The 14823-nt window shown below is 70.1% G+C and carries 15 protein-coding genes; 10 read left to right on the forward strand and 5 right to left on the reverse strand.

Annotation, left to right across the window (positions count from 1 at the left end; all coding sequences use genetic code 11):
* Positions 1-12 precede the first annotated feature (12 nt).
* Genes ACYVIP_RS32430 through ACYVIP_RS32440 form a run of 3 tightly spaced genes read left to right on the forward strand, consistent with a single transcriptional unit; the run spans position 13 to position 5257 of the window.
* Positions 13-2244, forward strand: a complete 2232-nt coding sequence (locus ACYVIP_RS32430; RefSeq protein WP_460403314.1) for a heterodisulfide reductase-related iron-sulfur binding cluster — start codon at positions 13-15, stop codon at positions 2242-2244.
* 56 nt (positions 2245-2300) lie between these two features.
* On the forward strand, positions 2301-4211 hold the full coding sequence (locus tag ACYVIP_RS32435) for a 2-oxoacid:acceptor oxidoreductase subunit alpha (RefSeq protein WP_460403316.1): 1911 nt from the start codon (positions 2301-2303) through the stop codon (positions 4209-4211).
* Entirely contained in the window at positions 4208-5257 is a 1050-nt protein-coding gene (locus ACYVIP_RS32440) for a 2-oxoacid:ferredoxin oxidoreductase subunit beta (protein ID WP_460403318.1), read from the forward strand. Before ACYVIP_RS32435 ends, ACYVIP_RS32440 begins: the two co-directional genes overlap by 4 nt.
* Here ACYVIP_RS32440 and ACYVIP_RS32445 read toward each other — a convergent pair.
* Positions 5250-5420: a hypothetical protein gene (locus tag ACYVIP_RS32445; RefSeq protein WP_460403320.1), complete on the reverse strand. Its 171-nt coding sequence runs from the start codon at positions 5418-5420 to the stop codon at positions 5250-5252. The genes ACYVIP_RS32440 and ACYVIP_RS32445 overlap by 8 nt on opposite strands.
* 172 nt (positions 5421-5592) lie before the next feature.
* On the opposite strand from ACYVIP_RS32445, the gene ACYVIP_RS32450 reads away from it, so the two are divergent.
* From ACYVIP_RS32450 to ACYVIP_RS32465, 4 genes are all read left to right on the forward strand, one after another.
* Positions 5593-6096: an aromatase/cyclase gene (locus ACYVIP_RS32450; protein ID WP_460403322.1), complete on the forward strand. Its 504-nt coding sequence runs from the start codon at positions 5593-5595 to the stop codon at positions 6094-6096.
* Between the two features lies 1 nt (position 6097).
* Positions 6098-6871 carry an AMP-binding protein gene (locus tag ACYVIP_RS32455; RefSeq protein ID WP_460403324.1) on the forward strand — a complete coding sequence of 258 codons (774 nt, stop codon included), beginning with the start codon at positions 6098-6100 and terminating at the stop codon, positions 6869-6871.
* Positions 6868-7380 (forward strand): flavin reductase family protein, encoded by a 513-nt coding sequence (locus ACYVIP_RS32460; protein ID WP_460403326.1) that lies wholly within the window; start codon positions 6868-6870, stop codon positions 7378-7380. Before ACYVIP_RS32455 ends, ACYVIP_RS32460 begins: the two co-directional genes overlap by 4 nt.
* A gap of 122 nt (positions 7381-7502) precedes the next feature.
* The gene (locus ACYVIP_RS32465; RefSeq protein ID WP_460403328.1) at positions 7503-9314 is read left to right on the forward strand and encodes an AMP-dependent synthetase/ligase; all 1812 of its coding nucleotides are present in this window, start codon (positions 7503-7505) and stop codon (positions 9312-9314) included.
* Between the two features lie 10 nt (positions 9315-9324).
* Here the strand turns inward: ACYVIP_RS32465 and ACYVIP_RS32470 are convergent, their stop codons facing one another.
* Both ACYVIP_RS32470 and ACYVIP_RS32475 read right to left on the reverse strand, forming a co-directional pair.
* Entirely contained in the window at positions 9325-10161 is an 837-nt protein-coding gene (locus ACYVIP_RS32470; RefSeq protein WP_460403330.1) for an enoyl-CoA hydratase-related protein, read from the reverse strand.
* Positions 10162-10171: 10 nt separating this feature from the next.
* Positions 10172-10747 carry a TetR/AcrR family transcriptional regulator gene (locus ACYVIP_RS32475; RefSeq protein WP_460403332.1) on the reverse strand — a complete coding sequence of 192 codons (576 nt, stop codon included), beginning with the start codon at positions 10745-10747 and terminating at the stop codon, positions 10172-10174.
* A 51-nt stretch (positions 10748-10798) separates the two neighbouring features.
* Between ACYVIP_RS32475 and ACYVIP_RS32480 the strand changes: the two genes are divergently transcribed.
* From ACYVIP_RS32480 to ACYVIP_RS32490, 3 genes are read left to right on the forward strand one after another with little or no spacing between them, the layout of a single operon-like run.
* On the forward strand, positions 10799-11965 hold the full coding sequence (locus tag ACYVIP_RS32480; RefSeq protein ID WP_460403334.1) for an FAD-dependent monooxygenase: 1167 nt from the start codon (positions 10799-10801) through the stop codon (positions 11963-11965).
* Between the two features lie 49 nt (positions 11966-12014).
* Positions 12015-12656 (forward strand): M50 family metallopeptidase, encoded by a 642-nt coding sequence (locus ACYVIP_RS32485; protein ID WP_460403378.1) that lies wholly within the window; start codon positions 12015-12017, stop codon positions 12654-12656.
* 15 nt (positions 12657-12671) lie between these two features.
* Positions 12672-13931: an aldehyde dehydrogenase family protein gene (locus ACYVIP_RS32490; protein ID WP_460403336.1), complete on the forward strand. Its 1260-nt coding sequence runs from the start codon at positions 12672-12674 to the stop codon at positions 13929-13931.
* A 27-nt stretch (positions 13932-13958) separates the two neighbouring features.
* Here the strand turns inward: ACYVIP_RS32490 and ACYVIP_RS32495 are convergent, their stop codons facing one another.
* Both ACYVIP_RS32495 and ACYVIP_RS32500 read right to left on the reverse strand, forming a co-directional pair.
* Entirely contained in the window at positions 13959-14399 is a 441-nt protein-coding gene (locus ACYVIP_RS32495; RefSeq protein WP_460403338.1) for a DUF6941 family protein, read from the reverse strand.
* Positions 14396-14809 carry a helix-turn-helix domain-containing protein gene (locus ACYVIP_RS32500; RefSeq protein WP_460403340.1) on the reverse strand — a complete coding sequence of 138 codons (414 nt, stop codon included), beginning with the start codon at positions 14807-14809 and terminating at the stop codon, positions 14396-14398. The genes ACYVIP_RS32495 and ACYVIP_RS32500 overlap by 4 nt, the downstream gene beginning before the upstream one ends.
* Positions 14810-14823: the final 14 nt, after the last annotated feature.

Consider the following 14823-nt stretch of genomic DNA (forward strand, 5'->3'; position numbering starts at 1 on the left):
CGGAGGGCGTTCGTGGTCGTTCGATTGATCCTGGGGCTGGTGATCACGTTCGCCGTGCTCGGCCTGGCCGGGCGCCGGGCCAAGTTCCTGTTCGACCTGATCCGCGCCGGCCAGCCGGTCGACCGGTTCGACCGGCTGGGCAGCCGGCTGTGGGCCCAGGTCAGGGAGGTCTTCGGCCAGCGCAAGCTGCTGAAGTGGTCGATCCCCGGCGCGGCGCACGCGTTCACGTTCTGGGGCTTCGTCATCCTCATCTCGGTCTACCTCGAGGCCTACGGCGCGTTGTTCGACCACGACTTCCACATCCCGATCATCGGCCGCTGGTCGATCCTCGGCTTCGTGCAGGACTTCATCGCGGTCATGGTGCTGGTCTCGCTGGCCTCGTTCGCGGTCATCCGGATGCGCCAGAACCCGGAGCGCAAGCAGCGTGACTCCCGGTTCTACGGCTCGCACACCGGTGGCGCCTGGCTGATCCTGTTCATGATCTTCAACGTCATCCTGACGATGTTCGTCTTCCGCGGGGCCGCCTCGGCGCTGGGCAACCTGCCCTACGACTCCGGCGCGTGGGTCTCCATCGGGGTCGGTGAGCTGCTCGCCCCGCTCGGGCACACACCCAACGAGTGGATCGAGTCGATCGCGCTGCTCGCGCACATCGGCGTGATGCTCTCGTTCACGATCATCATCCTGCACTCCAAGCACCTGCACGTGTTCATCGCGCCGATCAACGTCTCCACCAAGCGGCTGCCCGACGGCCTGGGCCCGCTGCTGCCGATGGAGTCCCACGGCGCGCCGATCGACTTCGAGGAGCCCGACGACGACGACGTCTTCGGCCGGGGCAAGGTCGAGGACTTCACCTGGAAGGGCATGCTCGACTTCGCCACCTGCACCGAGTGCGGGCGTTGTCAGAGCCAGTGCCCGGCGTGGAACACCGGCAAGCCGCTCTCGCCCAAGCTCGTGATCATGGACCTGCGCGACCACCTTTTCGCGAAGGCGCCGTACCTGATCGGTGGCCAGGACGTCCCGGACCACAGCGACGTCGACGTGCTGGCGCTGGCCGGCGGCAACGGGCACTCGGTGCCCGAGTCCGGGCACGGCCGGGTGCCCGACGACAGCCCGCTGCAGGCGACCCGCCCGCTGGTCGGCCCGGCCGAGGTCGGCGGCGTGATCGACCCCGAGGTGCTGTGGGCGTGCACCACCTGCGGCGCCTGCGTCGAGCAGTGCCCGGTGGACATCGAGCATGTCGACCACATCGTGGACATGCGCCGCTACCAGGTGATGATCGAGTCGGAGTTCCCCTCCGAGCTCGGCACGCTGTTCCGCAACCTGGAGAACAAGGGCAACCCGTGGGGCCAGAACAACTCCGAGCGGATGGACTGGGCCAAGGACCTCGACTTCGAGGTGCCGGTGTTCGACGGCGAGCTGGCCGAGGACGTCGAGTACCTCTACTGGATCGGCTGCGCGGGCGCGTTCGACGACAACGCCAAGAAGACCGTGCGGGCCACCGCCGAGCTGCTGCACATCGCCGGGGTCAAGTACGTCGTGCTCGGCAAGGAGGAGTCCTGCACGGGTGACCCGGCGCGCCGGTCGGGCAACGAGTTCCTGTTCCAGATGATGGCCCAGCAGACCGCGGAGATGCTCAACACGGTGTTCGAGGGCCGGGACCCGGTCAAGCGCAAGATCGTCACCACCTGCCCGCACTGCATGAACACCCTCGCCAGGGAGTACCCGCAGCTGGAAGGCATGATCCCGTCCTTCAGCGGCACGAACGGGCACTACGAGGTGCTCCACCACACCCAGGTGCTCAACCGGCTGGTGCGCGAGGGCCGGCTGACCCCGGTCAAGGCGGCCGACAACGACGGCGGCGCCCCGGTCACCTATCACGACCCCTGCTACCTGGGCCGGCACAACAAGGTCTACGAGCCGCCGAGGGAGCTGGTCGGCGCGGCCGGCGCGACGCTCACCGAGATGCCACGGCACGCCGACCGGTCGCTGTGCTGTGGCGCCGGTGGCGCGCGGATGTGGATGGAAGAGAACATCGGCAAGCGGATCAACCTGGAGCGGGTGGACGAGGCGCTGGAGACCAAGGCCAAGGAGGTCGTCACCGGGTGCCCGTTCTGCCGGGTGATGATCACTGACGGCCTGGTGCAGCGGCAGAGCGAGGACAAGGGCACCGATGTCCAGGTCCGGGACGTGTCGCAGATGCTGCTGGAGTCGGTCAAGCGGGGGTTGCCGGTCAAGAACGGCTGATCGGCGCTCCAGCCGGTCTCGTGCGTTCTTCGGCCGCCGCCGGAAACACTGGTTCGGTGACCTCCGGAGCTGAACCAACGCCCGTGCCACCGGTCAAGCTGGACCGGGTGGTGATCAGGTTCGCCGGTGACTCCGGTGACGGTATGCAGCTGACCGGTGACCGGTTCACCTCCGAGGCGGCGGCGTTCGGCAACGACCTGGCGACGCTGCCCAACTTCCCGGCCGAGATCCGGGCGCCAGCGGGGACCCTGCCGGGGGTGTCGTCGTTCCAGCTGCATTTCGCCGACTACGACATCCTGACGCCGGGTGACCGGCCGGACGTGCTGGTGGCGATGAACCCGGCCGCGCTGATGGCCAACATCGGTGACCTGCCGGCCGGCGGCACGTTGATCGTGAACACCGACGAGTTCTCCAAGCGCAACCTGTCCAAGGTCGGCTACGACGCCAACCCGCTCGAGGACGGCTCGCTGGACCGGTACGTCGTGCACGCGGTGGCCATGGCGACGTTGACCCAGGGCGCGCTCGCGGACACCGGGCTTTCCAAGAAGGACGCCGAGCGGTGCAAGAACATGTTCGCGCTCGGGTTGCTGTGCTGGATGTACCACCGGCCGACCGAGGGCACGGAGCGGTTCCTGCGGGAGAAGTTCGCGCGTAAGCCGGACATCGCCGAGGCGAACGTGTTGGCCTTCCGCGCGGGCTGGAACTACGGGGAGACCACCGAGGCGTTCGCCACCACCTACGAGGTGGCGCCCGCGGCGGACTTCCCGCCCGGCCGCTACCGGCAGATCACCGGGAACACCGCGCTGGCGTACGGGATCGTGGCGGCCGGTCAGCGGGCGCGGCTGCCGGTGTTCCTCGGCAGCTACCCGATCACCCCGGCGTCGGACATCCTGCACGAGCTGTCCAAACACAAGAACTTCAACATCACCACGATGCAGGCCGAGGACGAGATCGCCGGGGTCGGCGCGGCGCTCGGCGCGGCCTATGGCGGTGCGCTGGGGGTGACGACGACCTCCGGTCCCGGTCTCGCGCTGAAGTCGGAGACCATCGGGTTGGCGGTGATGTCGGAGCTGCCGTTGCTGGTGATCGACGTGCAGCGGGGTGGGCCGTCGACCGGCCTGCCGACCAAGACCGAGCAGGCGGACCTGTTGCAGGCGTTGTTCGGCCGCAACGGCGAGTCGCCGGTGCCGGTGCTCGCGCCGCGGTCGCCGGGGGACTGTTTCACCATCGCGCTGGAGGCGGCGCGGATCGCGTTGGCCTACCGCACGCCGGTGCTGGTGTTGTCCGACGGGGCGATCGCCAACGGGTCGGAGCCGTGGCTGATCCCCAACGTGGACGAGCTGGCGGATCTGCGGGTCAGCTTCGCCACCGAGCCCAACGCGCCGGACGGCAGCGGGGAGCACTGGCCCTACCTGCGGGACTCCGCGACGTTGGCCAGGGACTGGGCGGTGCCGGGCACGGCCGGTCTGCAGCACCGGATCGGTGGGCTGGAGAAGGCCGACGGCAAGGGCAACATCTCCTACGACCCGGACAACCACGAGCGGATGACCCGGATCCGGCAGTCCAAAATAGACGGTGTGCTGGTGCCGGACCTCGAGGTCGACGACCCGTCGGGGCAGGCGGAGGTGTTGGTGCTCGGCTGGGGCTCGACCTACGGGCCGATCGGCGCGGCGTGCCGGTCGCTGCGGCGGCGTGGGCAGCGGGTGGCGCAGGCGCACCTGCGGTACCTGAACCCGTTCCCGGCCAACCTGGGCGCTGTGCTCGGGCGGTACGCGCGGGTGCTCGTGCCGGAGTTGAACCTGGGGCAGTTGGCGATGCTGGTGCGTTCCCGGTTCCTGGTGGACGCGGTGTCCCACACCAAGGTCTCCGGGTTGCCGTTCATGGAGGATGAGTTGGTCGAGGTGGTGGCGCGGCAGCTCGCGGACATCGAGGGCGGCCAGCACACGTGGTTTTCGGAGGCGGCATGACGATCGACCTTGGGTTGCCGTCGTTGGGTGGTCTGGACGGTGTTCCGGCGGCGAGTGCGCCGCAGAAGGCCAAGGAGTTCAAGTCCGACCAGGAGGTCCGGTGGTGTCCGGGCTGTGGTGACTACGTCGTGCTCAACGCGATGCAGTCCTTCCTTCCCTCGTTGGGGTTGCGTCGGGAGAACATCGTGTTCATCTCCGGGATCGGCTGCTCCTCCCGATTCCCGTACTACATGAACACCTACGGCATGCACTCCATCCACGGCCGCGCCCCCGCCATCGCGACCGGGTTGGCGGTGACCCGGCCGGATCTGTCGGTGTGGGTGGTCACCGGGGACGGGGACGCCCTGTCCATCGGCGGGAACCACCTCATCCACGCCTTGCGGCGGAACGTGAATTTGAAGATCTTGCTGTTCAACAACCGGATCTACGGGTTGACCAAAGGCCAGTACTCACCCACCAGCGAACCCGGCAAGGTCACCAAATCCACGCCAGCCGGGTCGGTGGACCACCCGTTCAACCCGCTGTCCCTCGCGATCGGCGCCGAAGCCACCTTCGTCGCCCGCACCCTGGACAACGACCGGGCACAACTCACCAACATCCTCACCGCCGCCGCGCAGCACCGGGGATCAGCGTTGGTGGAGATCTACCAAAACTGCCCCATCTTCAACGACGGCGCCTTCGACGTCCTCAAAGAACCCGGCCAAGCCGAACAACGCCTGATCCCGTTGGAGCACGGCAAACCGATCGTGTTCGGCACCAACGCCGTCATCCGCACCGCGCATGGACTGGACATCGCACCGGTGGACCAGGTCACCCAGGACCAGATCGTGGTCCACGACGCCACCATCGACGACCCGTCCTACGCCTTCGCCCTCACCCGCCTGTCCACACAGGACCTCACCCACGTCGTGACCGGGGTCTACCGCAACACCAACCGACCCACCTACGACGACCAGGCACGCCACCAGGTCGCGGCCGCCACGCAGGCCAGGCAGCCGGACCTACAGCACCTGCTCGACGGGGCCGACACCTGGACGGTCAACTAGCTTCGCGGTACCACGCCGGCTCCTTCGCCGGGGCGTCCGACCACTCCCGCCAGGCGTGTACGACCAGGTTCTGGAACCGGGGCGCGCGCTCCGTCCGCGAGCGCGAGTCGGCGATGACGATCGCCGGCCTCTGCTGCCGTGGTACCGCGAAGTCACCCTGCATACCCCCAGCATGTGGATGCCGACTCAAGCCACGGTTGAGCGCCGAACGTGTTTCGGTGCATTAGCACATCAACGTCACCGAAAGCCCTCCTGTTCAGCGTGACTCGACCACGGTTCCAGTGCCGGTGAGGAAACTCACAGGTAGGCGCTCTTACCCGAAGGGGGCGACGACTGTGGAGCAACGGATCTGGACCGCTCGGCACACCGTCAGGGTGGCCGCGTCGCCGAGGCGGATCTATCACCTGATCGCGAACGTCGACCACTACCCGAGGCTGTTCGGCGAGATCCTCTCCGTCGAGCACCTCGGCTACGACGGGACCAACGAACGCGTGCGCTTCTGGGGCACCTTCGGGGACCATCGCGGCAGTTGGGTGTCGCTGCGGGAGATCAACCTCAAGCGGATGCGGGTGCGATTCCGCCAGGAGCACGCCAGCGCCCCGCTGGCCTCGCTCGGCGGGCTGTGGCGGGTGCTCCCCAAGGGCAGCGGCGCGGAGGTCGTACTCGATCACTACTACCGCGTTGTCGACGACGACATCGTTGCCGCGCAACGACTCGAGCAGGCCATCGGCCGCTCGGCCGGCGCCATGCTGGACGCGCTGCACGAGGTGACCGACGAGGACTTCGGGATGTGGCCCCCGTTCGCGGACGCGGTGCGGGGCCTGGAGGGGGTGAGCTGACATGAGCGGATCATTACGACCAGGCGCGCGGATACCGGTCGGCTCGGCCGACGTGCTGCCCCGGCTGGCCGCGATCGCCTGGCCGCACCGGGCGGCGCTGCGGACCGGCGCGCGGACGGTGACCTTCGGCGAGCTGGACCGGGACATCTCCCGGCTGGCCTTCGGCCTGCGGCAGCTGATCGGCGGCGACGAGCTGCCGGTGGTCGTGTCCGCCGCGCTCGGCACGGACTTCCCGACCGCGTGCTTCGCCGTGGTGCGCAGCGGGAACACCGTGTTGCCGGTGAATCCGAGGATGCCGGCGGAGACGTTCGCCGGCATCCTCGCCGACAGCGGCGCGCGGGCGGCCGTGCTCGGCCGGGTGATGTACGAGCGGGTCCGGCGGGTGCTGGCCGACGTCCGGCTGGAGCAGGTGGTGCTGCTCGACGCGCCCGCCGAGGTCGGGCAGCTGACCTGTGCCGAGCTCGCGACCAGGGGAAGTCTGCGGGTGAACCCGGCCGACCGGTCAGAACACGCCGCGGCCACCCCCGACCGCAGCCACTACCAGCTGAAGTCCGCCGCCTACGCTAGAGCCGACGGGCTGAGCACGGAGTCGGTGGTGCTCAACGCGACCTCGTCGTTCCAGCTGGACGACCTCGGCGCCGGGCTCGCGGCGGGCGCGACCCAGGTGCTGTGGGCCAACCCGGACCCGGCCGCCGCGCTGCGCGAGGCCGCCCGGCACCGGGCGACGCACGTGTGGCGAACGGACACCCCGGCCGAGCGGTCGGTGGCTTCATGATCAACACGTCGACCGTCTACCCGTGCTCGGTGAGCGACGCGATGGCCAACTGGCCGACCGGGATGGCCGTGATCACCACCGCCGACCGCGACGGGTGGTGGTGGGGGTTCACCGCGAGTGCGGTCAGCCAGGTGTCGGCCAAGCCGCCGATGATCTCGGTGTGCATCGACCGGGACGCGCACTGCCGGCCGGTGTTCACCGCCGCCGACGCCTACGCGGTGCACGTGCTGCGCACCGGCCAGGAGGACCTGGCCGCCCAGTTCGACGGCGGCGTCACCGACGGCTTCGAGGACATGGTCGTCGGCTCCGGCTACGAGGGCGTGCCCCTGCTCGACGACGTCGCCGTCCGCCTGGAATGCCGCCCGGTGCACCACCTGCCGGCCGGCGACCACGTGATCCTGCTCGGCGAGGTCGTCCGCGCCCGCACCGGCCCACACGACCCCCTCGTCTACCTCGGCCAGGGCTTCCGCCGGCTGGTCCGCCCCACCACCCTGCCGCACGCCAGCTAGCCCAACATTCCCGTTGCGCATCCGTTTGTCGTAAATGCCCTGATCATCGTGGACGACTCGGGTGAGTGGCCCTTACGATCACCCATCCACGGGTGCCACAACTGCCGCAGCGGAGCGTGCACATGACCAACGAGACCCCGGCGACCTCGGCGTATGCCACGCTCTGCGCGGCATTCCAGGACTTTGTGCGCAAAGTCCCCGACGGCGTCATCCTCCGCACCCCTGGCGATGAGTCCAGGTTCACCTGGCGCCAGTGGGACCAGCGGGTGCGCGCCATCGCGGCCGGGCTCGCGGCGCTCGGCGTCGGCCGGGGCGACACCGTCGGCCTGATGCTGACCAACCGGCCCGAATACCACCTCGTCGACGCGGCCGCGCTGCACCTGGGCGCCGTGCCGTTCTCGATCTACAACACCTCCGTGCCAGAGCAGGTCCGGTACCTGTTCGGCAACGCCGGCAACAAGGTCGTGGTCTGCGACGAGAAGTTCCTGCCCCGCGTCCGCGAGGCGGGCGGCGAGATCGACCACGTGGTGTGCGTCGACGGCGCGGCCGACGGCGCGATGTCGTTGGCGGACCTGGAGTCCCGGGGCGACCCGGACTTCGACTTCGACGCCGCCTGGCAGGCCGTCGAGCCCGGCGACCTGGCCACGATCATCTACACCTCCGGCACCACCGGCCCGCCAAAGGGCGTGGAACTCACCCACGCCAACGTGATTGCCGAGGCGGACGCGGTGCGGGTGCTCTTCGCGGTCGAGCCGGGCGACCGGGTGCTGTCCTACCTGCCGGCCGCGCACATCGCCGACCGGGTCACCTCGCAGTACTTCGCGATCCTGTTCGGCATTCAGGTCACCTGCGTCGCCGACCTCACCAAGCTCGCCGAAGCGCTGACCGACTGCCGGCCGCACTCGTTCTTCGCCGTGCCCCGGGTGTGGCAGAAGTTCAAGGCCGCCATCGACACCGGGCTGGCCGCCGAGCAGAGCGGCCCCAAACGCAAGATAGCCGCGTGGGCCCTCGACATCGGGACCAGAGCGGCCCGCGCCGAACTCGACGGCCGGCAACTGCCGCCGATCCTCGCCTTCCAACACCGGCTCGCGGACAAGCTGGTGCTCGGCAAACTGCGCCACCGGCTCGGGCTCGACCAGGCGCGCGCGCCCGCGTCCGGCGCGTCGGCGATCTCCCCGGACATCCTGGAGTTCTTCTGGGGCCTGGGAATCCGCATCTACGAGGTGTGGGGCATGTCCGAGACCGGTGGCGCGACCACGGCGAACGCGCCCGGCCACACCAAGCTCGGCACCGTCGGCCGCCCGCTGCTCGGCGTCGAGGCCAAGCTCGGCGACGACGGCGAGCTGCTGACCAGGGGTCCGACGATCATGCGTGGCTACCGCGACGATCCCGACCGGACCGCGGAGGCGATCAACGCCGACGGCTGGCTGCACACCGGCGACATCGCGGAGATCGACGCCGAGGGCTACGTGCGGATCGTCGACCGCAAGAAGGAACTGATCATCAACGCGGCCGGCAAGAACATGTCGCCGTCCAACATCGAGAACGCGATCAAGGCGGCGACCTCGCTGATCGGCCAGGTGGTGGCGATCGGCGACGACCGGCCCTACATCGCGGGACTGGTGGTGCTCGATCCGGACGCGGCCGCCGGTTTCGCCGCCCAGCACGGGATCTCGTCGTCCTCACTGGACGATCTGGCTGCCCACCAGGAGGTTCGGGCGGCCGTGGTGGCGGGAGTGCGGGCGGGCAACGAGAAACTCGCCCGGGTGGAGCAGCTCAAGCGCGTCCGGATCCTGCCGGCCGCCTGGGACCCGGGCGGCGACGAGCTGACGCCGACGATGAAGCTGCGCCGCAAGCCGATCGCGACGAAGTACCGCGACGAGATCGACTCCCTGTTCGCCGACACCCCGACCGCCGACGTCCTGGACATCTGAGCGTTCGGCGTCAGGACCAGGGGAGGAACGGCGGGAGGTCGGTGGGCACGGACTGGTGCCAGGTGGGCGGGCGGCGTTGGAGGAAGGAGAGGATGCCTTCCGCGGTGTCGGGGTTGGTGATGCTGCTCGCGATCAGGCGGGAGTCCAGGTTCTCGGCCGGTTGCGGGGAGTCGAGCGGGGACATGCGGTAGAGCTGTTGGCGGATCACGGCCACCGAGACCGGCGCGGTGGTCTCGATGAGTGACCTGGCCAGCTCGTAGGCCTTGTCCAGGACTTCCGCCGGCTCGTGCACGGCGGTGACCAGCCCCGCGGCCAGCGCCTCGTGCACGTCGAAGACCCGGCCGCTGACCATCCAGTCCATCGCCCGGCCCAGACCGACCAGCCGGGGCAGGAACCACGTCGACGCGCCCTCGGGATACAGGCCCCGCCGGGAGAACACGTAGCCGAACCGGGAGTCCGTCGACGCCAGGCGGAAGTCGGCCGGCAGGATGATCGTCGACCCGGCGCCGACCGCCGCGCCGCGCAGCGCCGCGATCACCGGCTTGTTCATCGCGAAGATCCGCATCGAGCACCGCCCGGCGGGCTCCACCCAGGTATCGTCGTCGGCCGAACCAACGTCCAGACCGCCGGCCGACAGGTCCGCGCCGACGCAGAAGTCCTTGCCCACACCGGTGAGCACGACCACCCGGACGGTCTCGTCCGCGTCGGCCACGGCGAACGCGGCCGCCAGTTCGTCGGACATCCGCACGGTGTAGCCGTTGCGCGCGGCCGGCCGGTCGAGGGTGATGGTCGCGACCTGGTCGGCGACCGCGTAGGCGATGTGCTCGTATACATCCTCAAGGTCCACAGGAAGCACGTTAGGCCCGCCGGAACGCCAAGGCCAGGACGTCTTGGCACACGGCCAACAACCGGTCGTCGTCGAACGCGTCCGCGCCGACGCCGACGAGTTGGTAGTACAGCAACCCGTCGAGGAACGCGGTCAGCTCGTCGGCCCGCCGCCGGGGCTCGTCGGCACCGGCCGCGGCGAGCATCTTCTCGGCCATCGCCACGAAGCCGACACCGTGCTCGACCAGCCGTGCCCGCAGCCGCGGGCGCCGCGTCGACTCCAGCGTCAGCTCGTAGCGGGCAAGGGTCCTGGTCCGGCCGCTGGTCAGCCACCTGCGCACCAGCCCGGCCATCAGCCTGGCCAGCCCGTCGGGTGTCGGCGGGGCGTCGAGGCCGGACAGCTCGCCGATGTCCTCGGCGTCCTGCTCGGCCAGCCGCGCGAGCACCGCGAAGATCAACGCTTCCCGGGTGCGGAAGTAGTACGAGGTGGAGCCCTCGGCCAGGCCGGCGGTCCGGTCCACCGCGCGGTGGGTGAGCCCGCGCATGCCGTCGGCCGCGAGGGTGGCGATGGCCGCGTCCGCGATGAGTGTCCGCCGGTCGGTTGTCACGCGGGTACTCTACGGATGTAGAGTCACTACAGCTGTAGAGGAGGGGTTGTCATGGAACGAACAGCGGTGGTGGTCGGCGGGGGCATCGGCGGGCTCGCCGCGGCCGCTGGACTGGTGCGCGGCGGCTGGACCGTACGGGTGCTCGAGCAGGCCCCGGAGTTCTCCGAGGTCGGCGCGGGAATCTCGTTGTGGCCCAACGCCTTCCGGGCCCTGGAGACGGTCGGCGCCGCTGCCGGGCTGACCACCGAGCGGCTCGGCGGCATCGGCGGGCTGCGCGACTGGCGCGGTTCGTGGCTGGTGCGGGTCGGCGGCCGCGCGGATGTCGCCGACCTCTCGTCGACCGCCGTGATCAGCCACCGGGCCGAGCTGCTCGCGGCGCTGCTCGCCGGCGTCCCGGCCGAGTGCCGGCTGACCGGCGCCCGGGTGCGCGGCCTGCGCCAGGACGGCGCGCGGACCGTCGTCGAGTACGAGGGCGGCGAGCTCGCGGTCGACCTCGTCGTCGGCGCGGACGGCGTGCGCAGTGCGGTCCGGCGGGCGGCCTTCCCCGCCGCGCGCCCGCCGCGCTACGCCGGCTCCACCGCCTGGCGGATGGTCCTGCCGCTGCCGCCGGGCCTGGAGGGTGCCGAGACCTGGGGCCCCGGTGCGGTGTTCGGCGCGTTCCCGATGCCGGGCGGCCGGGCGTACTGCTACGCCTCGGCCGCGGTGCCGGCCGGCGGCCGCGCCCCCGACGACGAGCTGGCCGAGTTGCGCCGCCGGTTCGGTGACTGGCACGACCCGATCGCCGAGCTGCTCGCGTCCGCGCGGCCCGAACAGGTGCTGCGCAACGACATCCACTACCTGCCCCCGCTGTCGAGCTATGTCAACGGCCGGGTCGTGCTGCTCGGCGACGCCGCGCACGCGATGACGCCGAACATCGCGCAGGGAGGCTGCCAGGCGCTGGAGGACGCGGCCACGCTCGCCGTGCTGGCCAACGGGTCCCGGGACATCGACGCCGCCCTGCGCCGCTACGACGAGCTGCGCCGCCCGCGCACCCAGCGGTTGGCCAAGCGGGCCAGGATGGCCGGGAAGACGGCGATCATGTCCGCCCGCGCCGGGCGCACCGCCCGCGACCTGGCACTGCGCCTGCTGCCGACCTCGGTGTTCGTGCGCGCGATGACCGGGATGTTCGACTGGGCGCCACCGACTGACACGGACCAGACCGATCGTGTGATCAGCTAGGCGAGTGTTGGACGACATCTTCGGCAGCCAGCTCGCCTCGCCGAACACGATGGTGCTCGTCACGGCGGGGGTCGCGCTGGTGGTCGTCGCGCTGTCGGTGCTGTGGCGGCCGGCGCGGCACGTGATCACGATCGTGCACGAGGCCGGGCACGCGCTTGTCGCGGTGCTGGCCGGGCGCAGGCTGGCCGGCATCCGGCTGCACTCGGACACCTCGGGGCTCACGGTCAGCAAGGGGAAGCCGTACGGGCCGGGCATGGTGCTCACCGGCTTCGCCGGCTACGTCGCCCCGTCGCTGCTCGGGCTGGGGTTCGCCGCGCTGCTCGGCGCCGAGCGGGTGACCGGCCTGCTGGTCGCCTGTGTGCTGCTGTTGCTCGGCGTGTTGGTCATGGTGCGCAACGTGTACGGCGTGTTCTCGGTGCTGGCCAGCGGCGCGGTGCTGGTCGGTGTGGCGTGGTTGGCGCAGGACGAGGTGCAGTCCGCGTTCGCGCACGTGATCACCTGGCTGTTGCTGCTCGGTGGCCTGCGGTCGGTCGTCGAACTGCAGGCCAAGCGCCGCCGGGGACGGGCACGGGACTCCGACGCCGACCAGCTCGCCCGGCTCACCGGCGCGCCGGGGCTGTTCTGGGTGGGGATCTTCCTGCTCGTCGACGTGGGGTGTCTGGTGGTCGCGACCGGGTGGCTGCTGGGGTGAGGCAGACTGGTGGGCATGTCGGTCCTGGATGTCGAACCCACTGCTGTCACCGCGACGGTCGCGGCCTGCGCCACCGCGGCCAAGAAGGCCGCCCCGGCGCTCGCGAACGCCACTGACCAGGCGATCGACGGCGCGCTGGCGGCGATGGCCGGCCGGCTGAGCGCCGCGCGGTCGACGGTGCTGGAGGCCAACCAGGCCGATGTCGACGCGGCCGTGGCCGGCGGAATGAGCAAGGGTCTGCTCGACCGGCTGCGGATCACCGACGACCGGCTGACGGCGATGGCCGAGGCGCTGCACCTGCTGGCCGGCGCGCCGCACCCGACCCGGTCGGTGCAGATCGGTGAGCTGGCCGGGGGACTGCGGCTGATCGAGCGCAGGCGGCCGGTCGGGGTGATCGGCGCCAACTACGAGGCGCGGCCGAACGTGACCGTCGACGTGGCGTCCCAGCTGGTCAAGTCCCGCAACGCCGGCGTGCTGCGCACCGGCTCGGCGGCGCTGGGCTCGGCGATGACGTTGGTCCGCGAGGTCATCGCGCCCGCACTGTCCGATGTGGACATCGACCCGGACGCGATCCAGCTGGTGCCCAGCGCCGACCGGGCCGCGGCGGGCGCGCTGGTCAGCCTGCCGGAGTCGGTGCCGCTGGTGATCCTGCGGGGCAGTGGGGACAGCACCCGGGAGCTGGGCCTGTTGGCGGCCAAGCACGGGGTGCGCACGCTGGCGCACGCCGACGGCGGTGGCGTGCTGTACGTCGACGCGGCCGCGGATCTCGGGCTGGCGCTGGACCTGATCAGGCGGAGCCTGGACCGGCTGGGGGTCTGCAACCGGCTCAACCTGTTGCTGCTGCACCGGGATCGCTACGACGAGGTGCTGTCGGGTGTCCGGACCGTACTGTCCGAAATGGACATCGAGCTGTCGCTGCCGCCGCACACCCATCCGGTCGGCTACGAGTGGGCGCTGGACGCCGACCGGGAGGCGACCGTGACGGTGCTGCCGGTGGACGGCGTGGCCGATGCCGCGCGGGTGGCCAACGAGGAGACCTCCGGCCTCGCGGCCTGCGTCGTGACCGCCGACGAGGCCAGGGCAGAGGAGTTCATCGCCGCCTACGCGGGGACCGGGGTCTTCTGGAATGTGCCGACCCGGCTGCTGGACGGCTTCAAGATGCTCGGCGTGCCGGAGACCGGCATCAACATCGACAAGGTGCCCGGCCCTCGCGGCCCGGTGACCTATCCCGACCTGTGCCTTCGCCAGTACGCTGTGCTACCGGCGCTGGGCTGAACTGCGGATTGCTGCGTCCGGTGCGCGTCATTCCTTGGGCGCTTGTACGGGTCTGGTCACGAAGGTTGCCGACCATTCCTCTGCGGAGCCGTCATTGACGCTGGCCTGCCATCGGTAGAGCTTGCTAGGTTCGAGTTGAAGACCTGGACCCACGTTGATCGCTAACGATGCGACCGCCGGTGCCCCTTCCACGGTGTCGCCCTTGGCGCCAACAGCTACATCGGCCTTGACTGTGAGATGTTCGCCGGCCGGATTGATCGCGACAGGTTCGTACTCCTCATCGACCAGCGTCAGGCCGATGGAATGCGTTCCTGCAGCCTCCTCCTGACGCTCGAAGGTGACCATCGTGATCACGGCCATCGGCCCCGTCACCGCGGACGTAGTGGTCCACCCCATCCCCAGAGCGTGCAGCTTGCCGGTCGCACTGTCGCTCTGTGCGGAGTCGGCGAGCAGGACTGTCACCTTCACCGAGCTGCGACCATGATCGGTTGGTCAGCGGCGACATAGACACCGGACGGGTGCGCGACGCTGGGCATCCCAGCTTCGGCGCTGCGTGCCGTCACCCGAGTTGACTGGCTGGTGGTGACTGGAGCGTGGCCGTCAAAGCTGACGCCGATGTGCACCTGTGCGCCTATGGCGTTGGCGTAACGCAGGATGGTCGAGAGCTTCGGATCGCCGCCGATCCGTTCGAAGTTGGACACGGCCGACTGGGTGGTCTCCATCTGTTCGGCGACCGCAGCCTGCGTGAGTCCGCGATCCCGTCGCGCACGGACCAGTTTCTCCACGGTGTCGGCGAGTTGTGCGGCTACCTTCCTGCCAGCCGCGATCCGGGGATCGTTCTCGTCGATCCCCAGCAGAGAGAGAAGACCGGTTGCCATCACATACTCCCCTT

The organism is Actinophytocola sediminis (assembly GCF_054779715.1).